The organism is Paenibacillus sp. AD87 (assembly GCF_001659845.1).
Taxonomy (GTDB): Bacteria; Bacillota; Bacilli; order Paenibacillales; family Paenibacillaceae; genus Paenibacillus; species Paenibacillus marchantiae.
The window spans coordinates 1,083,386-1,106,174 of record NZ_LXQN01000007.1 but is presented as its reverse complement, the minus strand read 5'-3'; the positions used below and the strand labels follow the sequence as shown (position 1 = coordinate 1,106,174).

The window sequence follows — 22,789 nt, the reverse complement described above, 5'->3', positions numbered from 1 at the left end:
CAGAAATCCACTGTGTTATAATTAATTGGAACATTATGCTAATTAATTAAACTGAAATTTATTTAAGAAAGGTGTATTTAAATGTTTGTAATGCTACTCGTAGGTTCATTCCTGCTTTTTAGTGGTTTGTGGTACATCATTTACTTTATCTCGAAACGTACCCAAAACCTAATCGATCGTCTGCTCATGTGCTGAGAGTGATTTTAAGTATTTCGATCCTCGTACTAATAGTTGAAAACTACATATACGAAACAGTACCTTCTAATGCCATTTTAATTTTAGTATTTATTGCATCTTTAATAGCCACTAGCCCTTTTTATGTTAAGAATAAAGAATGATGGGATGACACTAGCGGATCTTCACAAGCACAATCCATCAAAATTCCCACCTTCACAACTAGCAATAGCTAAGTTTGTTTAAGCATAATCGCTTTTTCAAGTATCATTAAATACTTGTTCTTGACTCAAACAATCAAAAGGGCGGTCCATAAGTCATATTTCTGACTTATGGACCGCCCCATCCACTAAATTACTTCATACACATTCGATGTAATTTGGTTTTTATAAAATGAACTTCCAGTTACACAGTAACGGAGAGGGCAGAACCAATCTGGAGAAGCGAAGCGCTCGCCTTTACCACCGGATTTTACCCTTTCAAAGGGTAATTCAAAAAAATCCGGGGATAACAGCGATCGGAAGATGGTACTGCACTCGGAGTGGCCACGTGTAACACCCTGTAGTTCATTTTATACCACCCCACATTCCATCGAATCCCTACCTAAACATGCCCCACAACTTAATCAAATGAAACGTATTGTTCGGATCGATCTTCTGCGCAAGAACAAAAGCAACAAATTGTTCCTCCTGAGTCGCAGAAAAATTCTCGTTCAAAATGACCGCTGACGACTTGACCAGCCTTCTCACCTTCGCCTTATCCTGCAAATCGGACTTGGTGACCCCATCTATCAACTTTTTGATACGCTCTTTGACAGCGGGATTTTTCATCTTTGTTTTGATCCGCTCCACCAGCTGCGGACTGATTCCATATTGTTGGTAACCCAAAACGAACAGCACCTCCTGAATAATGAACTCACTTCTTATTCATATGACAGGAGGGCTTGTACACTTGACATTTTCCCACGGAAAATGTGGAAAACCACACATTCACAGCCCCAATCAATCGATCAGGTCACCCTGGAATACTTGCTGTTGCTGTAAAAAGTCACGTAAAGGAGCGTAGTCAACAGAGGTCCAGAAGTTCGCATCGGCAATCAGGCTGGAGACGTCATCTCGCGCCTGCTCCAATACGGCAAAATCTGCAACCATGTCGGCAAGACGGAACTCCGGTAATCCACTTTGCTTGGTGCCAAAGAAATCGCCCGGTCCCCGTAGATCCAGATCTCGACGGGATACCTCGAATCCATCTTCGGTTTCCGTCATGACCTTCATGCGCTCCTGCCCCACCTCTGTCTTGGGGTCTGCAATGAGTACACAATAGGATGCATGAGCGCCCCGACCGACCCGACCACGGAGCTGATGCAGCTGCGATAGACCGAAGCGGTCCGCATCCATAATGACCATCAGCGTTGCGTTGGGTACATCGACCCCGACCTCCACAACTGTTGTAGAGACCAGAAGCTGAATTTCGTTACTGTAAAAGTCACGCATCATCTCTTCCTTCTCGCCAGCCGTCATCCGTCCATGCAGCAGACCTACACGGTACTTTGGAAAGTTCTGCTGCATCTGGATATGCAGGTCAATGGCATTCTGTACATCCAGCTTCTCCGACTCTTCAATGAGCGGACAGATCAGATAAGCCTGGCGTCCCTGGTCCACTTCTCGTGAAATAAATCCAAGAACACGGTCCATCATGTCATGCTTGACCCAGTACGTCGAGATAGGAATCCGCCCCTTTGGACGTTCCGAGATGGTCGATACTTCAATATCACCAAAAGCTGTAATGGCAAGCGTTCGCGGTATCGGCGTCGCCGTCATCGTTAACACATCCGGGTTATAGCCTTTACGCCGCAAAATGCTGCGCTGGTTCACACCGAAGCGATGCTGTTCATCCGTAACGACAAGACCAAGATCGCGGAAAAATACATCCTCCTGGATCAAAGCGTGTGTACCCACAACGATATCGATCATCCCCATCTGCAAGGATGCAATCAGATCTTTGCGCTTCCGTCCATTCACACTGCCCGTTAACAGCCCCACAGTTACGCCAAAAGGTTCAAACAGCTTTTGCAGTGAGCGCATATGCTGTTCTGCCAGAATCTCCGTAGGGACCATCAGAGCCCCCTGAAAACCGGAACGAACGGTCGTATACAGCGCGATCGCCGCAATAACCGTTTTACCTGAGCCTACATCTCCCTGCAGCAATCGATTCATCGAATACGGTGAACGCATATCATGGAGAATTTCAAGCTCTACCTTCTTCTGTGCATCCGTCAGTTCAAATGGCAAACTGCGAACAAACTCCCGAATCGTCGTATTATCCGTTGTGTGCACTACACCATCCATACGATCCCGGTTCAATGCACGATACGCCTGCATCTTGAGTTGAAACAAAAATAGCTCCTCATACACCATCCGCTGTCTGGCCTGCTGGCCTTCCCGGTTATCCTGCGGACGGTGAATCCCGGCAATCGCCTGTTTGCGAGGCATGAATCCATATTTGTTCATGAGTGATTGAGGCAAAATTTCGGGGATCATTTCCCCGAATTGGACTAACCCCTGATTAATCGTTTTGCGCATCCATGACTGCGTTAGCTTGCCGGTTACCGAATACACAGGCTGCAGCGTGCCCGATCGTCCTTCCCCTTTATCCGGGAATTCCGAGTCCGTTACGGTCATCTGCATACGTTTCTGTTCCCATTTCCCCGTAATAACAATCTCCCGATTGGGCGTAAGCTGTTCTTTCAGAAAATGCCGATTGAACCAGGTGGCTGAAATCATCCATTCTTCCGTCATCACCTTACAGGTAAGGCGTGACTTTTTGCCATAACGCTGCAACACCGGGATGCCCATCACTTTACCCTGTACCGTAATTTTGTCCCCGTCCTTCACTTCACTGAGCGAACGCAGCCGATAATCCTCATAACGGAACGGATAATATTCAAGCAAGTCTTTTACAGTAGAGATGCCAAAGGCGTGAAGCTCTCCCTCTTTGAGAGCACTCACGCCGCTAATTTGTTTAACCGATATTTCTTCCCATTTCATGTCTAATCCCTCATTCCGGAACAGGCCACATAAAGATGGCAATTACGCCAGGCCCAACATGGCTGCCAACGACAGCTCCAATATTGGTATACACCACTTCATTCAGTGTAAAATGTCCACGTAATTGCTCTGCACAAGCGATCGCTGATCCGGGGTCTGCGGTATGACCTACCGCCAGATTAACACGTTGACCCGCCAGATCCTGCTGAAACAGCTCAATAATGCGTGCCATGGCTTTTTTGTGACCTCTGACTTTCTCCACTGCGTAAATAACGCCTTCCTCATCAATGGACAAGATCGGTTTAATATTCAGCAATGTTCCCAAGATGGCCGCAGCTTTGCCAATCCGACCGCCTTTCTGCAAATACTCCAATGTATCTACGAGAAAGAACAGCTTGCGGCTCTGCTGCATGGCTGCTACAGCCGCAGCGATCTCCGCAGCGGATTTGCCTTGTTCGGCAAGCTCGGCAGCCTGTACGACCAATAAACCATATCCATAGGATGCAGACTTCGAATCCAGTACCGTTATATCGCCCTCACGTTCCAGCAACGATTTGCCAAGCAGTGCCGATTGATAGGTACCACTCATGCCGGAAGACAAATGAATCGATACAATGGGCCGTTCCGGGTCATCATCCAACAGTGTGTTATAGATATTCATAAAATCGGTGGGAGAAGGCTGTGAGGTTGTAGGCAGCACAGATACCTTCTCCAATTTTGCATAGAACTGTTCCGAAGTCAGATCAACGCCGTCTGCATAAGCTTCTTCCCCGAACAAAACACGCAGCGGAACAACTTGAATCCCATATTTACGGATCAGTTCTTCCGGTATATCTGCCGTGCTATCGGTTACGATCGCAACTTTGTGGCTCATCAGATCCCCCCCTCTTTGCTTAAGTGCTATTAGTGCATGTTCAAAAAGTTAACGATTCAGCACCGAGAAGGTTGCGAGAACCTGAAGGAGGAGGAGCGGAGTGTAGGCAAACCTACATGAGCACCGGACTCCGAAGGTGAACGCAAGATTCGATGTCGAGTTCGCTTCGTGGGCTACTTCGTGATCAATTGGGGACTTTTTGAACAACCTCTATTAGGACTCTACAGAGAACAAATAATAATAAACCGGCTGTCCTCCAAGATGCACCTCTACCTCAGCATCAGGATATTGTTCTTCAAGCCATGTGACAAGCGCAGCGGTAATCTCAGGGGTAGCCTCGTCCCCTTCAAGGATGGTCACCACTTCATCTCCGCTCTCCATCATCTGTTGCAGCAGACCTTCACATGCGTTCAGCATGCTTTCGTCCGTTGCCACGATCTTGGAATTATGGATACCGATGTAGTGTCCCGCTTTGATATCAAGCTCATCATATTGTGTATCTCTGACCGCATGAGTCACTTGACCGGACTGTACCCGGCTAATCGCCTCAAGCATATGGTCACGGTTGGTTTCTGCAGACTCATCCTCCTGGAAAGCAAAAGCCGCTGCCATACCCTGAGGGATTGTCTTGCTCGGAATCACAAAAATTCGACGCTCATCTTCAAGCAGTTCCCGAGCCTGCTGCGCAGCAAGTACAATATTGGAGTTGTTCGGCAAAATAAATACCTGTTCTGCCGCGATCGAACGCACCGCTTTCACAAAATCTTCAGTGCTCGGATTCATCGTTTGTCCACCAGACAGAACAACATCCACGCCAAGACTCTGGAAAATCTCTGCAATGCCGTCACCGGAAGATACCGCGATAAAACCATATGGTGCCATCTCGTCTGCTGGGAGCACAGCTTTTTCCACGCTACGCGTCGCTTCAGGCGGAATCTCTGCGAACAACTCAGGCGAAGGCGCAATGTCCATGCCTGCAGTCAGCAGATCACGATGCTGCTCACGCATATTGAGAATGTGAATTTGTGTGATTTCGCCATAACGGAGAGCCAGGTTTAATACATCCCCAGGTGTCTTGGAATGCACGTGAACCTTAATCACTTCATCGTCAGCAATAATAATGATGGAATCCCCGTTAACTGACAACGCTTTCCGGAATGCTTCGTCATCAAATGCAACACCTGCGTTCTCTCCAAGCTCGCGGTTAATAAAGAACTCCATGTCATACAGGAACTCAATATCTTCCGTTTCCAGTCGTGCCTGGGCAGACATTGGCATCTCTGGCACGATTACCTGCTGTGCAGGCTTCGCAGAAACCACTTCTGACGGTGCAGCCGGTTTCAATGCAGATGCCGCTACGATTGGTTGTACGTCTCTCTGGAAGGATGTACGACTTGCCCCGTCCGTTTGCAACAGAACGTCCATAAAGCCTTCGTAAATATATACAAGCCCCTGACCGCCTGAATCCACAACACCGACCTGTTTCAATACAGGCAGCAATTCCGGAGTCATTGCCAGTGCTTCTTTTGCTTTTAACAATACTTCATTCATTAATTCAGTTATATCATTCGTCCGTCTTGCGTAGTAGCTGGCATGTTTCGCCGCTTCCTTGGCTACGGTAAGAATGGTCCCTTCAACGGGTTTCACTACGGCTTTATAAGCTGCGTCCACACCGTTCTGCAGGGCTGCGGCGAACTGGAGTGTATTCAGTTCCTCATAAGGAGCAGCTGAACGACTGAATCCGCGGAACAATTGCGATAATATTACTCCGGAATTCCCCCGTGCGCCCATAAGCAGGCCTTTTGATAAAATACCGGCAGCTTCTCCGATGGAGGCAGAACTCTTGCGTTTAATCTCTGCGACTCCTGCACTCATTGTCAAATTCATGTTCGTTCCCGTGTCACCATCCGGCACAGGGAAAACATTCAGGGAATTGACGTGCTCTGCATGCTGTCCAAGTTGTTCCGCTCCGGCAAGTACCATTGCGGTGAAATCTGTTCCATTTAAAGAACGTATACTCAAGTGAGAATTCCCCTTCCTAGCTTGATACACGAACATCTTGCACCAAGATGTTATCTGGTCTGTTCATGCGCAAACGCTTATCGCGTTATTCTTCGTCCATACCTTGTCCGGCACAGGCATAATAATACATAATGTCAGCCGGATTAACGGTCTGGGCGGCCGGGCAACCGATATCCTGCAATTGCTCTGTTACCCCTAATTCGGGGCATACGGATATGCACCGGTATCAAGAGCTGGCATGAATGCCGCATGGAGACTGGTGCCAATGATGGAATGCCGCAGCTCACAGCGTTGCCAAAAAAGCAGACCACCGACCCTTTAAGGCCGGTTTTTTCTCCGGCTTCCCCGCGGCAACAGCCTGTTCAACGCTGTATTATGGACTATTCAACATTGTACTATATTAGACAGGAGAAATAAATAAAGTTTTTGGATCAGTTGACGAAGCTTTTTTCAATATGATATTATATTCAAGTATTGTTTTATGCAGGTTTAGTAATGGAAATGATCCGGCTATGCCGGCTTGAACAACGCCATTAGCTACTGGAACCTGACCATTGTGGTCAGGAAGAACAATTTAGCCCGTCTGGAATGGCATTCGTGTCTCCTTAGGGCAACTGGTTATTTTAGGATAGGAGGTGTAATCTATGTCTCGCAAATGTTATGTGACAGGTAAGAAACCGGGCACCGGTAACCACGTATCCCACGCTAACAACCGTAACCGTCGTTCTTGGGGCGTAAACGTTCAGAAGGTCCGCATTCTCGTGAACGGTAAACCAAAACGTGTATACGTAAGCACCCGTGCACTGAAAGCCGGTAAAGTGACTCGCGTATAATCACGCAAAGCTACTATAAATCGGGTAAGCAAAAAGCACCTTGTTCCTTGCAGGTGCTTTTTTGGTATTCAGAAATAAAATCATGAATACACACATCAGCATGTGAATGGCCGCCGCATGGCGCTTCGCAGGTCCGAATTCCAGATGATCCTGAAGCCAAAGCGGCGGTATTCGCCAATGGAACCTTTTAATCATGTCAGTTCTTTTGAAACGTATTAAGAATCGCCTTTACAAACCCTCCCAAAAACTTCGGCAGTTTGAATGTGTAAAATTTCATACTTCACCCTCCCCATCATGCTCATGCATCCGCCGTATCCTATGCTCCAGGCCTTCTTTGCCTTAAACACGACAAAAAAGGCTACATGAGAAACCTGCTCATGTAACCATATTTATGCGGAACCCTCTGTCCCTATTCCACAATGACGAGCCTGGTTATCAGGTCATTTAGGTTTGAGTAGGGATATATTGATAAGCAGCGATCATGAATACACTCAATAAGTAATACAGTATGCTGAATATCACAAAAGTAACCCGAAGTCCTGTACGGTCAAATTTGCGGAAATACATAATGACAACACCAACCCCGATCAATGACGTAATCGCATTGTATGGGGATTGAATAACCGCAAACATAGCAAGCACCAGTCCCGTAACGAGACTCGCAGCCATTGTCCACAGCGTCTCCTTGAGGTTCATGCTCAGCCTCCGTAACTACTGCGAATTTCGGCAATCGCGGCAGCGCGATCTTCACGTCCAAATACAGCACTTCCCGCAACGAGCACATCCGCGCCAGCTTCAACCACAAGCGGAGCCGTGTCGGCAGCAATACCGCCATCCACTTCAATATGCACGTCATGACGTCCTTTTTCGTTCAGCCAGCTACGAATTTGCTTGATTTTGTTCATGGTGCCAGAGATGAAAGCCTGTCCACCAAAACCTGGATTTACGGTCATGACAAGCACCATATCCACATCGTCCAGCACCTCCTGAATAGCACTCGCCGGAGTTCCCGGATTAAGGGCAACCCCTGCTTTAACTCCCTGTTCCTTAATCAGATGAATAACCCGGTGCAGATGCACACAAGCCTCAGCATGAACCGTAATGACAGCCGCGCCAGCTTTTGCAAATTCCTCCACATAACGCTCTGGGTTCTCAATCATCAAATGCACATCAAGCGGCAAGCTTGTATGTGGAGCGATCGCTTTTACAATCGCAGGTCCAAGGGTAATATTAGGGACGAAATGACCGTCCATGACATCAACATGAATCCAGTCTCCGCCAGCAGCTTGGGCTTCCGCCACTTCCGCGCCGAGACGGGCAAAATCCGCAGATAAAATAGATGGGGCAATTTTAATCATATTAATACCTCCGCTTTTTGTCTTTCATTTCTGTAAGGAATTGTTCGTAATGCTTATAACGGCTTTCGGAGATCATTCCTTCCGCCTTGGCTGCAAGCACCCGGCAACCTGGTTCGTGCGTATGGGTACAGCCTCGGAACTTACACTGATCGGCATATTGAGCGAACTCCCGGAAACAAGTGGATAACTCCTCCACACCAATCTCCAGGAAGTCCAGTTGGCTGAATCCCGGCGTATCGGCGACAAAGCCACCATTATCCAGTGGTATGAGCTCCACGTGCCTGGTGGTGTGTTTCCCTCGGCCAAGGCGCATGCTGATTGCACTGGTCTCCAGGGTTAGACCTGGCATCAAGGCATTCAGCATCGAAGATTTACCTACACCGGATTGCCCGGAGAATACGCTAATCTTGCCGGCAAGACGCTCCTTGAGCAGTTCATTGCCTTCACCGGTTCGTGAACTGGTAGAGATAACTTCATATCCAATTTGCTCATACAAAGCCTTTACTTCAGCCACTGTATCACGGGCATCGTTTTCTGGATCAGCTAGGTCCTGCTTCGTGAGCACAATCAGTGCATCCAGTCCAGCTTGTTCGATATGTACCAGGAATTTATCCAACAGATTGAGATTCATGTCCGGTTCCTTAACGGAAAATAACAGAACAGCCAGGCTTACATTGGCAACAGGTGGACGAATTAACTCCGTCTCACGTTTGCGAATCTCATCTACTGTTCCTTCCCCGTTCTCTGTCAGCATATAGCTAACTCGGTCACCCACAAGTGGTGAAGTACCCCGTTTTCTGAAGATACCTCTGGCCCGGCATTGAACGGCGGAGCCTTCAACCGAAGGCACCCCGCTGTCTTCCAGTGGCATGACATAATAGTAACCGCTTAGCGCTTTAACGATGATACCTTCTGGCATAGCTCCGTCGCCCTCCTTTAATTTACAGTACATTTACCCTGAACGTCGGCAATAAGCCGCCCTTATGGACGGCTTGATGCGTTAACGACTTCCTTTTTCTTATCTTTTCCCTTGGCGAGACCATTTCCGTTCTTCATCGCAGAAGTATCTGCCTCGCCATTTTCCCCTTCACCCTCAACAGGTGTATCCGGTTCACCTTCCTGATTCGTATCCACGGTGCCTTCATCATCACCACCACCGCCTTGTTCAGGCTCCTCCGTTGTTGGAGGGGGCTCTGCACCCTTCTCGGGCTCAATGGTAGGCATAACTACCGTTCCGTTTTTGGCATCACTATAGGACACCAGATACGTATCCAAGAATTGGCCATCCCGGTAGACAGAGACAACACCGTCGACGTTTGGAGCCAGAATAAGCGGAATTGTCAGCGTTTGAGCAGACTTGATTGTCCGGGTTCCCCATTCCTGACTTTTGCCACGAGCATCTTCGAAAGTAATTCGAATTTTGCTGCTCTTTCCTACTTCTTTTGGCGAAACGTTAATGTTATAGGGGTAGTTCAATGCCTCTGGCGGATATCCTGTACTAATGAAAATGGTAATTTTGTCACCAGGATTCACGTCTGCACCGGCTTCTACAGGCCATTGCTGTGTCACTTTGCCTTTATCTACGGTGTAGCTCGACTCTTCCTGAACCTGAGCAAGGATTAACCCAGCGGATTTGAGCATACTCTCCGCCTCACTTCGAGTATGGTTTTTCAAGTCCGGCATTTTTATTGTTTCGGAGCCTTTGCTCACTGTCAGAACAATTTGAACCTCTGCCGGATCGTATTCTACATTCACCCCAGGTGTTTGGGATAGAACCGTCCCCGCAGATTTATCATTTGAAAATTCTTCCTTACGCTGAATCTGATCCTCTTTGATATCCAGTCCGGTGAGTTGTTTGACCGCCTCATCGTATGAAAGATCTTTGAGATCAATCATCTTGGACAGTGCTTTTTCGGCACCAACACTCAGCTGGACCTCAGAGCCTTCTTTGACAATATCGCCTTCATTCCTGCTCTGTTCGAACACAATACCCGGATCAACGCCTTCCTTGTACTCCCGGATGACATTATCACTGACAACAAGCCCGTTGTCCTGTAACATTTGGCGTGCCTTTTCTTCGGTCTGACTCACAACATTGGGCACCTTAACATCGGGCACAACAAGCATGCCTTTCACGTACCACACAACTCCAACCATGGCGATAAGAATAAGCACGGTCAACGAGATCAGCAGCGCTGGCTTCTTCCAGTTCTTTGTTTTGGGTTTGCCATTGTTGTTATCTTGGTCAGACTCCATCACGGGTATAGCACCTGTGGATGTAACTCCACGTGGCTCCGGCTTAATCGCCGGCATAACGCGGGTCTGATCGATATCATCCTCATCCGGAAAATCAATCTTCGTTTCATTACGTCTTTCCGGCATCAGGCAGGTTTCCAGATCCGTCTGCATTTCTTTAGCGGATTGGTAACGCTCCTGCGGGTTTTTACGCATGGATTTCAGAATAACGTTCTCCACGCTTTGCGGGATAAGCGGATTGAATTTGCGCGGTTCATCAAACTCTTCCTGCAAATGCTTCAAAGCAACGCTAATTGGACTCTCTCCCAGAAACGGAAGCTGCCCAGTCAGCATTTGATAGAGTACAATACCAAGAGAATATAAGTCCGACTTCTCCCCAGTCACGATGCCTTTGGCATGCTCAGGTGAGAAGTAATGTACGGAACCGACCACTGAGCCGGTCTGAGTAATCGTTGTGGACGTAACCGCACGGGCAATCCCGAAATCCGTTACTTTCACACGGCCATTACGACCAATCAATATATTATGGGGTTTGATATCCCGATGAATGATCTGATTATGATGTGCATGATCGAGAGCATCTGCAATCTGGGAGGCGATTCGAACGGCCTCGTCCACCTGCAGAGGCGCCCGTTCTTTAATAATTTCATTCAGGTTTTTGCCTTCAACATATTCCATGACAATATAATGAACGTCATCTTCCTGCCCTACATCATAAACACTAACTACGTTAGGATGTGACAGCGAAGCTGCTGATTGTGCTTCTCTGCGGAAACGGCGGATAAACTCTTCGTCATGAACAAATTGCTGCCGTAACACTTTGATGGCAACGTTCCGGTTGAGCAACAGGTCCTGGGCCTTATACACAAGAGCCATGCCGCCACCGCCGACACGCTCGATCACTTCATAGCGTCCGCCTAGCTGGTGCCCAATCATGACTCACACCCCGTTTCCGATATCACGGAACCTTCCTTTTGCAGTTCGAATAATGCCACCGTGATATTGTCATCTCCTCCAGCAAGCAAAGCCAGCTGAAGCAAGCGATCCGCACGATCTTCCAATGCCAGTTCCAGATTACCTGCGACCTGAATGATCTGCTCATTGCTGACCAGATTACTAAGCCCATCACTGCACAGGAGAAGAACTTCGCCTTCTTCCAATTTGACGGTATCCAGATCCACCTTCACTTCCGCGTCTGTGCCAAGTGCACGTGTCAGCACATTGCGACGCGGATGATGAGAGACATCTTCTTTGCTGATCTGACCATTTTTGAACAATTCATTGACCAGTGTATGGTCCTCGGTCAACTGGATTACATTTTTGTTTGCAATTTTGTATGCTCTGCTGTCACCGATGTGACCAATAACACCTTCCGTATCATTCAATAATGCCGCAACCACGGTAGTTCCCATGTTATGGTAATTATCATCCGAAGATGCAGTGCGGAAGATCACTTCGTTGGCATGCAAAATAGCATCGCTCAATGCGGCTGACAAAGACGCATGTGAAAGACCCGGCTCAAGCGTTCCCAGATCCTGCACCAACGTCTCTACCGCCAGGCGGCTCGCAGTATCTCCTGCAAGATGTCCGCCCATACCATCGGCAACAATACCCAGAATATAACCTGTATCGAGATTTCGAATCCAGGCTGAATCTTCATTCACCGAACGCACCCGTCCGATATGGCTCACATGAACTGTTTTGATCAAAACGTTCTCACCTCAACTCCATATGCTTTGCACGAAGCTGACCGCAAGCGGCAGCAATATCATGTCCCTGTTCACGACGAATGGTTACATTAACACCCTGCTCCGAGAGAATCTTCTGAAAATTAAAAATGTCGCTTCTGGATGTTCTTACGTACTTGCGCTCAGGTACATGGTTGACCGGAATCAGGTTCACGTGGCACAGCATGTTCTTAAGCACGCTTGCCAGTTCTGCCGCATGTTCCGGCTGATCATTCACACCACCGATAAGTGCGTACTCAAACGTAATTCTGCGACCCGTTTTCGCCAAGTAATAACGCAACGACTCCATTACATCCTCAAAAGGAAAACGGCGGTTTACTGGCATCAATTTGGAACGCAATGCATCATTTGGCGCATGGATGGAGATCGCCAGGTTAATCTGTGTATCTTCATCTGCAAACTTGTAAATGTTCGGTACGATTCCACTTGTGGACACCGTGATATGGCGCTGACCGATATTCAGCCCTTTTTCGTGAATCATGATACGCAGGAACGTCATTGTTGCTTCATAGTTCTCAAAAGGTTCACCTGAACCCATGATTACGATGCTGCTGACCCGCTCACCGCGTTCGTCCAAAATTTTCTGGGCTTGCACAACCTGAGCGACAATTTCCCCAGCCGTAAGGTTACGTTTCAGTCCGCCCAGCGTGGATGCACAGAACGTGCAACCAATTCGGCAGCCAACCTGTGTTGTTACACAGATGCTGTTACCATAGTTGTGCTTCATGATAACTGTTTCGATCGCATGATCATCATGCAGACCGAACAGGAATTTCACCGTTCCATCCTTGGATTCAAATTTCGTAATTTCAGTAAGTGTAACGAATTCAAATTGTTCAGTCAGCTTTTCACGCAGCGCTTTGGACAGGTTCGTCATTTCACTGAAATCATTCACACGTTTCACATAAATCCAGTCGAAGATCTGACCACCGCGAAAAGCCGGCTCCCCGTTCTCAACAGCCCACTGTTGCAGCTCCTCCAGGGAATAATCATATATAAAAGGTTTCATTTTGTTGTCAACACCTATTCCTTCTTTTCTTTTCATTCTTCCTATTCTATCACAAAGACCACTTTACATCCATGTATACCCTTGATGCCTGTACTTCATGCATTATAACACCTCAGTGCCTGCATCGCACCCTATCATCACTTTTTACTGATGTTAAACCTTGAGGCTAATCACAAAGAAATCCGCCGAAGTTCCCCTCGGCGGCTATCCTTCAGTGCTCTATTAAACTGTTAATCCGCTATCCTTGTCAACCTGGCAATGAAAAATCCGTCACTGTGAGCGTACTGTGGCAGGATCTGCACGCCACCGTTCACAACCTTCCACTCGGCTGTTTCCAGACCAGACCAGGCAGACTCTTCAGCCGCCTTGTATTCCGGATGCCGGTCCAAAAAGTCAGCAACTCTATGCTCGTTCTCCGCAGGCTCGATTGTACACGTACTATACACCAGAATACCACCTGGCTTTAATAGCGGTGCAACCCGATCCAACAGTTCACGTTGCAAATTGGAGATATCGTGGATATCTTCCACAGTTTTGGTCCATTTGACATCCGGCTTGCGGCGAATAACACCTAGACCGGAACATGGCGCATCCAGCAGAATACGGTCAAATGATGCCTCCGGATAACGCGCATCCAGATCAAGCGCATCACCTGTCACAGCATCAATGCAGCTGAGTCCCAGACGATCTGCCTGATCCATGATCAACTGACGTTTGTGAGCATGTACATCATTGGCCACAATCCGTCCACGGTCCTGCATTTTCTCAGCCATATGGGCTGTCTTTCCGCCGGGAGCTGCACAACAGTCCAATACAGTCTGACCTTCTTCAGGCCCAACTGCCTCGGCTACAAGCATGGAACTTTCATCTTGAACGGACAGCAAGCCATCCCGATACCAGGACGTAAGAGCCATGTTGCCACCACTGCGAACGAGAATACCGTCTGGACTAAGTCGGGAAGGTTCCACGATCGCCCCCATGCTCACCATCTCTTGCATCAGTTTCTCACGTGTAGTCATTGTCGTGTTCACACGAACACTAACCGCAGGCGGTTCATTATTTGCACGACAGATCGCTTCCGCTGTCTCTTCGCCATATTGACTGATCCAGCGTTCGACCATCCACAGCGGGTGAGAATGTTCCAGTGAGATACGTTCAGCAGCGGGTAGATGTTCAGGGATGCGCAGCTCATCACGATTGCGAATCATGTTCCGCAGAACGCCATTCACCATACCGGAGATGCCCTGATGACCCAATTTCTTAGCCAAATTGACGGCTTCACTCACTACCGCGTGTTCTGGAATACGGTCCAGATATAACATCTGGTACACGCTGATGCGCAGCAGGCTGCGAACCCAAGGTTGCAGCTTGGATACACCTTTGGCTACATAGCGTTCCAGATAATAATCAAGGGTATTCCGTCTCGCGATCGTACCATAGACTAATTCTGTAGCCAGTCCGGCATCTGCCGGACTTAGCTCGGCCTCTTTCAGACGCCGGTTCAGCTCAAGGTTGCTGTAAGCTCCTTCTTGCTCAACGGCGCTCAGTACCTTTACGGCGAGTGCACGAGCAGATGTTTTGGGCCGTTCGGAACGTGAGGCACCATTTGCCGAAGATGGGGATGCAAATGAATTTCCTGCACGACCCGGTTTTCCTGTGTTCGGACGACGTTGGTTTCCTCCGCGCCCGGATGCATTTCCTGCGACTTTATGACCATTTCCTGATGGACGGCCCGGTGTATTTCCGCTCATTGCAGCACCGTTCCTGGTTTCAGGGTACCACCACGGGCAAAGTCAGCAGCTTGCATTACTTTTTTGCCCGCGGGCTGAACCTCAGTAAGCCAGAGAGAACCGTCACCTGTGCGAACTTCAATGCCGTTTTTGCCCAATTGTAACACCGTTCCCGGCTCAGCTTGTCCAGCATCCGAAGACGAGAGTACATCCGCCTGCTTCGGATTTGCTGCTGCCCAGACCTTGAAGACCTGATCATCCCACATCGTAAATGCACCCGAGAACGGCACAAGACCGCGAATCTGATTGAACAATTCACGCGACGTGCGATTCCAGTCCATCTTCTCGTCATCCCGAGTCAGATTACGTGCATACGAAGCCTCGGCTTCATCCTGTGGGACAGCCGTTGTTTCGCCAGCAACAAGCCGCGGCATTTCTTCCTGAAGCAATTTGGAACCCGCTTCGCTGAGCTTTACAAACATGGATCCTGATGTATCTTCATCCGTAATCGCCACTTCCACACGTGAGATCATATCTCCCGTATCCAAGCCTTCCGCCATAAACATCAGCGTAACTCCCGTCACTGGCTCTCCATTAATAATGGAGCGTTGAATCGGGGCACCACCGCGATATTTTGGCAAAAGAGAGCCATGCACGTTCACACAACCACGAACAGGCATATCCAGCACAGCCTTGGGCAGAATCTGCCCAAAAGCCGCAGTCACAATCAGATCCGGTTTCCATTCAGCCAATCGGGCTACAGCTTCTGGAGCACGCAGTTTCACTGGTTGAAATACAGGCAGGCCGTGGCGTTCTGCCGCAGCCTTGACTGGTGTTGGTGTAAGCACCTTTTTACGTCCCTGTGGTTTATCCGGCTGTGTCACTACCCCAACCACGTTATATCCCTCGGCAATAAGCATATCGAGAGATGGAACTGCAAATTCAGGCGTTCCCATAAAAACAATATTCAAATCGATCACTCCTTAGTTACGACGCGGACCGGTTTGATCGGCTGCAATTTCGTACACTTTTTCAGCAATATCCGTAAAGAGCACGCCATCCAAATGGTCAATCTCATGTTGGAATGCGCGTGACAACAATCCGCTGCCCGTAATAATCAGTTCCTTGCCTTCGCGGTCCAGCCCTTTGACTGTAACCGTCTCAAAACGACGCACATCACCGTTAATGCCAGGGATACTCAAGCAGCCTTCGGGTCCAAATTGCTCGCCCTCACTCGAAATAATCTCCGGATTGATCATCTTGATCAGCCCCTGCTCATCTCCGCAATCGATCACAATAAGCCGTTTCAAAATACCAACCTGTGGTGCAGCCAAACCTACGCCTTCAGCGTCATACATTGTATCTGCCATATCATCCAGCAGTTTCTGTACATTAGGTGTAACTTTAGTTACTTCTTTAGCTCTTTTGTGTAGTACCTCATCCGGTTCTTTCACGATAATACGAATCGACATGTTGTAAGCACCTTCCTAATCCTCATCATAATTTCAGGACATCAGGCTCATTTCAAAAATAGTACTGATTTTCTGCTATGTAGCAGGTATCAAAAACTGATTTTAAGATCGAGCCATCATTCATGTTGTTTTTAATCTATGTTTATACCGCTTGTTTACATCCGCATTTTAATACAAATGCTCACATTAACATTTGCGGGTCTACATCCAGACTAATTTGCAGTTTTTGCGCCTGAACATCGTCGTCCATGCGCCGGGCCGTCGCGAGCGCCAGTCCAATGGCGTCGACATCCCCCCGCCATTTTATCATACATTGGAATCTGTATCTATTCTTGATCCGAGGAATTGGTGAGGCTACCGGGCCAAGCACGTCAAAGGCATCATTGCTGAAACGATCCAAACTGCCTAACCAGCCAGCAGCATTTGCCTTTTCTTTCAGTATTCGTGTGTAGTTCTCAGCCAGCCGGATCAGTACCGGAAGCTGCTCATGTGAGAAGGTCACCAAAATCAGGCGACAGTAAGGCGGGTACTGCAAATTGCGCCGATGCAATAATTCCTCCCGGACAAACGAAACATAGTCATGCTGGCTCGCATGCCCAATCGAATAGTGCTCTGGTGTATAGGACTGAACGAACACCTCGCCCGGCAGTTGATGTCGACCTGCACGGCCCGCCACCTGGGTGAGCAGCTGAAATGTTTTTTCGGCAGCCCGAAAATCTGGCAAATTAAGTGCCGAGTCTGCTGTGATGACTCCAACCAAGGTGACATCAGGAAAATCAAGCCCTTTGGCAACCATCTGGGTACCCAACAATACGTCTGCCTTTTTCTCACGAAACTGCTTCAACAACTTCTCATGCGAACCTTTTTCGCTCGTTGTATCCACGTCCATCCGAATGACGCGAATACCCGGGAACAGCTTCGCCAATTCTTCCTCTACCCGCTGCGTACCTGTACCAAAATATCGAATATGCTCACTGCCGCAATCCGGGCACACTTCTGGTGCTGCTTCCGCATATCCACAATAGTGACAACGAAGATTATTGGAGCGCTGATGATAGGTTAATGAAATATCACACTCGGGACAGCCTGCAACGTATCCACAACTGCGACACATCACAAAGGTGGAATAGCCACGTCGATTCAGCAGAAGCACGGTCTGTTCCCCGCGTTCCAACCGCTCTTCCAATCCTTTGTGCAAGGCGCGGCTGAACATCGAGCGATTTCCGTCCTTCAACTCTTCGCGCATATCAACAATCCGTACCTCCGGCAGCTTATTACCAAGTGCGCGGGTAGGCATCTCCAACAAAAGTGGTGCAAAATCATCATTGCTCTGTGAACGGGCAGCATAGTAACTTTCCAGCGAAGGTGTCGCTGAACCCAGGACAACGACCGCCTGATGCTGCTGTGCTCTTTTTACCGCTACATCACGGGCATGATATTTCGGGGTTTCTTCCTGTTTATATGAAGTCTCGTGCTCCTCGTCCATAATGATCAGACCAAGACGACTAAACGGAGCAAAGACTGCTGAACGGGCGCCAATGGCAACTTTCACCTGACCTTCCCGAATTTTGCGCCACTCATCATAACGCTCTCCACCAGACAGACGACTGTGCATCACGGCAACCTGATCACCAAAACGTCCTTTAAAACGCTCAACCATCTGCGGGGTCAATGCAATCTCGGGTACAAGCACAATTGCCTGTCGATCCTGTTCAATACAGCGCTGAATGGTCTGGAGATATACTTCCGTCTTACCACTGCCTGTTACACCATGAAGCAAAAAGACGCCATGGCGCCTTTCCTGCAATCGACCATTAATATTGTTATAGACATGCTGCTGCTCTTCGGTCAGATTCAATGGCTCGGTCGCACGGAACTTACGGCCTTGATAAGGGTCACGAAAGACTTCGACGTCCTCCGTTACAACCAGCCCTTTCTCCTCCAGACCTTTGACTGTAGCCGCTGATACCTGAAGTGTGGACAGTAATTCTTTCATCGCCATCGGCAACAGTTCTTTCATTTCCAGCAAGAAAGCCAAAACTTCCTTCTGCCGTTGTGCCTTTGCCGGGAATGAATTCAATGCCTCTTCCGCAGCCGCTACATCAACAGCAAGGTCAATGGATTTCATCGTTTTTTTATTCAGCTTGTCCTTAATTGCCTGGCTTTCCAGCAGGACACCACTGAGTAATAACTTCTTGATCAGCACAGCATGATTGGGGTATTTACGACTCAGTTGTTGTAAGGGAACCTGCCCACGACTCTTCACAAAACGAATAATGTCTTGCTGCACCTTTTCTGAAGTCGACTCTTCTCCCCACACAAAAAGAACTTCTTCGCCTGACGCCGAACTTGCCATTTGTCCATCCAGCGCATCTCCAAGGGAGATATACCGTTCTGCTTTCCCTTTTAGCGCAGTCGGTACCATCACCTGCAAAGACAAAATGCGGTTGCTGGCATAACGTTCACTCATCCATTCGGCCAATTCAACCAAATCTTCTGACAACGGCGGAACGATATCCAGCAATTCCTGAATCGGTTTGAGTTTGAATTTCTCCGTACCCGTGCGAGGCACCAGATCAATCACGAAACCCTGCACCGTCCGATGACCAAAAGGCACACCTACCCTGCTGCCAATCTCAATCCATTCACGCATGGATTCCGGCACCAGATAATCAAACGGCCGGTCCGTTTCCTTCACAGGAACATCGACAATAACCTTGGCGATCTCCATATTAATTCCTCCCGGCAATGCGCTCCGCCGCAATCGAAAGCAACCGGCGAGCCACCTCTTCCTTGGCCACCACCTGAAGCTCTTCCACCAAACCTTCACGGTCATAGATGTGCACCGCGTTGGTATCTGTTCCAAATCCGGCACCCGCCTGGGTGACATCATTGGCTACGATCAGATCACAGTTTTTCCGTTCCAGTTTCTCACGTGCATACATTTCTAATGAATTTGTCTCCGCAGCAAAACCAATCAAAAATTGATGGCTCTTCTGCTTACCCAGCGTTTCAAGAATATCTATATTTTTAATAAGTTCAAGCGATAATGTATCGCCTTTCTTCTTGATTTTCTCTGTGTACACTTCCTTGGGGCGATAATCCGCAACAGCTGCGGCCTTAACCACGATATCTGCATTATCCCATTGGCTTACTACCGCATCATACATATCCTGCGCTGACTGCACCGGGATCACCTGTACATTCGCCGGTGGCTGAACCTGGGTATTCCCCATAACCAAAGTCACATCTGCCCCCAGATCACGCGCTGTCGCTGCAATGGCAAAACCCATTTTCCCTGAGGAATCATTGGTAATATACCTTACCGGATCAATGCGTTCTATGGTACCTCCTGCAGTGACCACAACCTTCTTCCCGCTCAACAAAGAAAGCTGTTCATTACGTTCCCGTTTAACAGATTCCTGCTGTTCAAAAAAACGTTCCACCACATCTACAATCGTCTCTGGTTCTTCCAACCGTCCTTTACCCACATACCCACATGCCAGTTGACCTTCACCCGGTTCAATCATCATGGTTCCGCGCTCGGTTAACAGGCACATATTATGCTGTACCGCCGGATGATCATACATATGTACATTCATCGCTGGCGCAATCATCACCGGAGCAGTGGTTGCAAGCAAGGTTGTTGAGAGCATATCATCTGCCATCCCATGTGCCATTTTGGCAATCACATTGGCTGTTGCCGGAGCAACCAACACAAGATCGGCCATATCAGCCAGATGAATATGCGAGACGACCGAAGGCTCCCGCTCATCAAATGTATCACTATATACTACATTTCGGGTCAAGGTTTGCAGCGTTAATTCGGTAATAAACTGTTTCGCGGAATTCGTCATAATGACATGAACGTCCGCTCCTTTTTGCACCAGCCTGCTGCATAATGTAGCCGCCTTGTATGCGGCTATGCCGCCAGTCACACCAAGCACGATTTTTTTACCGTTCAACATGGTTATCCCCCCGATATATACGACCTTTATAAGGATGAATAGAGAAAAAAATAACAACCTCGCGGTTGTCAAATAAATCCGGCTTGCGCCGTATGCAGTTGAAGAGCAGCCGCAGGCGGCTTACTCTTCTTCCTCTTCGTCCTGTCCTTTGATGACAACGAGCAGATCACCATAAATTTCTTCAAGTGCAACGCCAACCTGTTTATGGGATCTGGCATTTCTCAAATCCGTTTTCTCACCTTCACGAAGCTGTCTTGCCCGGCGGGAAGCGGCAACAACAAGGGAATACTTGCTGTCGACTTTGTTCATCATTTCATCAATAGAAGGATACAGCATATTTACAAAACACCTCTTTGCATTAGTATAATCACAATTCGTCGCCTGACGGAATCATGGTGCACCGCTGGATACGTTAACCAGACTGGAGCTACTCTCATATATCCTATGACAGCAGCTCCACTGATTATCGCATTTTGCGGCGGCAAATGGATTATTTATTGATCTTACAATGTTCGGCGATAATGATGCTTTCTATTCGTTTACACGCTAAATCAATTTCATCATTAACGACAGCGTAATCGTACTGCTCCAGCAGACTGATCTCATCTACCGCGACGGACATCCGGTGATCAATCGTCGCCTGACTTTCCGTACCACGGCCCTGAATGCGATCTTTAAGCTCGTCCAATGAAGGAGGCAACAGAAATACAAAGATCCCTTCCGGGAACTTTTCTTTCACTTTCAACGCGCCTTGAACTTCAATCTCAAGAATGATGTCCCGGCCTTCGTTAATCGTTTTCTCCACAAAATCACGCGGTGTTCCGTAATAGTTCCCTACATATTCTGCGTGTTCCAACAATTGATCTTCAGCAATCATGTTCAGGAATTCTTCATGGCTTCTGAAGAAATAATTGACGCCATGTTCCTCACCCAGACGTGGCTGACGAGTCGTTGCCGATACAGAATAAATCAATTCCGGCACCCGTTTGCGCAAAGCGCTGCATACTGTACCCTTCCCGACCCCAGATGGGCCGGACAACACTACCAGTAATCCCTTAGACATATTACACTCCATTTTATTCGTCGTTGTCATCATCTTTCGAAGAAAGACGATGGGCGACCGTTTCTGGCTGAACCGCAGACAGAATGACATGATCGCTATCCGTAATAATCACGGCACGAGTACGTCTTCCGTATGTTGCGTCTATCAGCATATGACGGTCTCTTGCCTCTTGTATAATTCTCTTGATCGGCGCCGATTCCGGACTCACGATGGATATAATCCGGTTCGCCGATACGATGTTACCGAATCCAATGTTAATGAGTTTGATTGCCATAATCAGGTTCTTCCCCCTATACATGCGACTCTTTTGCCGAAATATGACCGTTCATTCGATATTCGCCGCTTGCTCACGAATTTTCTCCAGTTCCGCCTTCATCTCGACAACACGGTTCACCAGAGCCAAATGGTTGGCTTTTGATCCAATCGTATTGACTTCCCTATTCATCTCCTGAATAAGAAAGTCCAACTTGCGGCCTACTGGCTCATCACTTTTCAGCAGTTCCCTGCTCTGTCCAAAGTGACTCTGTAGACGCGTAAGCTCTTCCTCTATGTTAGAACGATCGGCAAACATAGCAATTTCCATACCTAATTTATGCTCGTCAAAAGGGAAAGAGCCTTCTTCCTGCATTTCCGTAAGCCTTTGTCTTAACTTGTTGCGATGATCACTCACCACAGTCGGCGCAAGAGCAAGCATCTCGGTATGCAGTGATTCCAGACGACTGACACGTCGTTCCAGATCACTGGCCAGATGAAGACCCTCGCGGGCGCGCATCTGCTCCAGACCGGATAAAGCCTCTTCCAACCCCTGCTGCAGGACACGCTCCCATTCGTCCTTCTGCTCTTCCGGAAGCGAACTCGTCCCATCCGAATGAACCATGACATCTGGAAGTGCCAGCATATCCATAATACTCGGTTTGCCCTGCATACCATAGCGGCTTTCCAATTGCTCTGCGGCCTGAAGATAGGCCCTGACCGCCTGCTCATTCAGAACAGCGGGAAGAGCCTGGTCTTCATCTTTTTCTTTCATTACATAAACATCAATCCGCCCACGTTTTAAGCGGCTCTGTACCTTTTTCCTCAATCCGTCTTCATAACACGTCCACTCTCTCGGGAGACGCATCATCACTTCGCAATAACGATGGTTGACAGACTTGATTTCCAATTGTACCTTATAGCCTCCAAAATGAAAGGCGGATTGACCGTATCCGGTCATACTGAATGACATCGGCATCACA

At 48.2% G+C, this 22,789-nt stretch carries 22 protein-coding genes; 1 reads left to right on the top strand and 21 read right to left on the bottom strand.

Going from position 1 to position 22,789, the window contains the following annotated elements:
* Positions 1-773: 773 nt before the first annotated feature.
* The 4 genes from gpAD87_RS05035 to gpAD87_RS05020 all read right to left on the bottom strand — a co-directional run bounded on the left by gpAD87_RS05035 (position 774) and on the right by gpAD87_RS05020 (position 6,117).
* Positions 774-1,061, bottom strand: a complete 288-nt coding sequence (locus gpAD87_RS05035; protein WP_063565612.1) for a stage VI sporulation protein F — start codon at positions 1,059-1,061, stop codon at positions 774-776.
* Between the two features lie 114 nt (positions 1,062-1,175).
* Complete coding sequence (gene recG, locus gpAD87_RS05030) at positions 1,176-3,221, bottom strand: ATP-dependent DNA helicase RecG (protein ID WP_064636626.1); 2,046 nt, start codon at positions 3,219-3,221, stop codon at positions 1,176-1,178.
* Positions 3,222-3,231: 10 nt separating this feature from the next.
* Positions 3,232-4,095, bottom strand: coding sequence for a DegV family protein (locus gpAD87_RS05025; RefSeq protein ID WP_064636623.1), 864 nt, complete (start codon positions 4,093-4,095; stop codon positions 3,232-3,234).
* Between the two features lie 213 nt (positions 4,096-4,308).
* On the bottom strand, positions 4,309-6,117 hold the full coding sequence (locus gpAD87_RS05020; protein ID WP_064636621.1) for a DAK2 domain-containing protein: 1,809 nt from the start codon (positions 6,115-6,117) through the stop codon (positions 4,309-4,311).
* Between the two features lie 644 nt (positions 6,118-6,761).
* On the opposite strand from gpAD87_RS05020, the gene rpmB reads away from it, so the two are divergent.
* Positions 6,762-6,950, top strand: a complete 189-nt coding sequence (gene rpmB / locus gpAD87_RS05015; protein WP_024631107.1) for a 50S ribosomal protein L28 — start codon at positions 6,762-6,764, stop codon at positions 6,948-6,950.
* On the opposite strand, the gene gpAD87_RS32105 is transcribed toward rpmB, so the two are convergent.
* The 17 genes from gpAD87_RS32105 to gpAD87_RS04930 form a co-directional block, all read right to left on the bottom strand.
* Entirely contained in the window at positions 6,951-7,145 is a 195-nt protein-coding gene (locus gpAD87_RS32105) for a hypothetical protein (RefSeq protein ID WP_064636619.1), read from the bottom strand.
* Between the two features lies 1 nt (position 7,146).
* Positions 7,147-7,227 carry a stage V sporulation protein SpoVM gene (gene spoVM / locus gpAD87_RS05005; RefSeq protein WP_019424875.1) on the bottom strand — a complete coding sequence of 27 codons (81 nt, stop codon included), beginning with the start codon at positions 7,225-7,227 and terminating at the stop codon, positions 7,147-7,149.
* A gap of 167 nt (positions 7,228-7,394) precedes the next feature.
* Complete coding sequence (locus tag gpAD87_RS05000) at positions 7,395-7,646, bottom strand: hypothetical protein (protein ID WP_063565607.1); 252 nt, start codon at positions 7,644-7,646, stop codon at positions 7,395-7,397.
* 2 nt (positions 7,647-7,648) lie between these two features.
* Positions 7,649-8,308 carry a ribulose-phosphate 3-epimerase gene (gene rpe / locus gpAD87_RS04995; protein WP_053784310.1) on the bottom strand — a complete coding sequence of 220 codons (660 nt, stop codon included), beginning with the start codon at positions 8,306-8,308 and terminating at the stop codon, positions 7,649-7,651.
* A gap of 1 nt (position 8,309) precedes the next feature.
* Positions 8,310-9,227 (bottom strand): ribosome small subunit-dependent GTPase A, encoded by a 918-nt coding sequence (gene rsgA / locus gpAD87_RS04990; RefSeq protein WP_064636617.1) that lies wholly within the window; start codon positions 9,225-9,227, stop codon positions 8,310-8,312.
* Between the two features lie 62 nt (positions 9,228-9,289).
* Positions 9,290-11,500, bottom strand: coding sequence for a Stk1 family PASTA domain-containing Ser/Thr kinase (gene pknB / locus gpAD87_RS04985; protein WP_064636615.1), 2,211 nt, complete (start codon positions 11,498-11,500; stop codon positions 9,290-9,292).
* A complete protein-coding gene (locus tag gpAD87_RS04980; protein ID WP_064636613.1) occupies positions 11,497-12,273 on the bottom strand; it encodes a Stp1/IreP family PP2C-type Ser/Thr phosphatase in 777 nt (258 codons plus the stop codon). The genes pknB and gpAD87_RS04980 overlap by 4 nt, the downstream gene beginning before the upstream one ends.
* A gap of 7 nt (positions 12,274-12,280) precedes the next feature.
* Entirely contained in the window at positions 12,281-13,321 is a 1,041-nt protein-coding gene (rlmN, locus tag gpAD87_RS04975) for a 23S rRNA (adenine(2503)-C(2))-methyltransferase RlmN (RefSeq protein ID WP_063565754.1), read from the bottom strand.
* A 230-nt stretch (positions 13,322-13,551) separates the two neighbouring features.
* Positions 13,552-15,072 carry a 16S rRNA (cytosine(967)-C(5))-methyltransferase RsmB gene (gene rsmB / locus gpAD87_RS04970; RefSeq protein WP_082935005.1) on the bottom strand — a complete coding sequence of 507 codons (1,521 nt, stop codon included), beginning with the start codon at positions 15,070-15,072 and terminating at the stop codon, positions 13,552-13,554.
* Positions 15,069-16,022, bottom strand: coding sequence for a methionyl-tRNA formyltransferase (fmt, locus tag gpAD87_RS04965; RefSeq protein ID WP_063565603.1), 954 nt, complete (start codon positions 16,020-16,022; stop codon positions 15,069-15,071). Before fmt ends, rsmB begins: the two co-directional genes overlap by 4 nt.
* 12 nt (positions 16,023-16,034) lie before the next feature.
* Entirely contained in the window at positions 16,035-16,523 is a 489-nt protein-coding gene (gene def, locus gpAD87_RS04960) for a peptide deformylase (RefSeq protein ID WP_024631117.1), read from the bottom strand.
* 181 nt (positions 16,524-16,704) lie between these two features.
* A complete protein-coding gene (gene priA / locus gpAD87_RS04955) occupies positions 16,705-19,254 on the bottom strand; it encodes a primosomal protein N' (RefSeq protein WP_064636611.1) in 2,550 nt (849 codons plus the stop codon).
* Position 19,255: 1 nt separating this feature from the next.
* Entirely contained in the window at positions 19,256-20,491 is a 1,236-nt protein-coding gene (gene coaBC / locus gpAD87_RS04950; protein WP_063565601.1) for a bifunctional phosphopantothenoylcysteine decarboxylase/phosphopantothenate--cysteine ligase CoaBC, read from the bottom strand.
* Positions 20,492-20,611: 120 nt separating this feature from the next.
* Positions 20,612-20,827, bottom strand: a complete 216-nt coding sequence (rpoZ, locus tag gpAD87_RS04945; RefSeq protein ID WP_024631120.1) for a DNA-directed RNA polymerase subunit omega — start codon at positions 20,825-20,827, stop codon at positions 20,612-20,614.
* A gap of 154 nt (positions 20,828-20,981) precedes the next feature.
* Positions 20,982-21,554, bottom strand: a complete 573-nt coding sequence (gene gmk / locus gpAD87_RS04940) for a guanylate kinase (RefSeq protein WP_024631121.1) — start codon at positions 21,552-21,554, stop codon at positions 20,982-20,984.
* A 13-nt stretch (positions 21,555-21,567) separates the two neighbouring features.
* Positions 21,568-21,828, bottom strand: coding sequence for an extracellular matrix/biofilm regulator RemA (remA, locus tag gpAD87_RS04935; RefSeq protein ID WP_006209218.1), 261 nt, complete (start codon positions 21,826-21,828; stop codon positions 21,568-21,570).
* A 51-nt stretch (positions 21,829-21,879) separates the two neighbouring features.
* Positions 21,880-22,779 carry a YicC/YloC family endoribonuclease gene (locus tag gpAD87_RS04930; protein WP_064636609.1) on the bottom strand — a complete coding sequence of 300 codons (900 nt, stop codon included), beginning with the start codon at positions 22,777-22,779 and terminating at the stop codon, positions 21,880-21,882.
* Positions 22,780-22,789 lie beyond the last annotated feature (10 nt).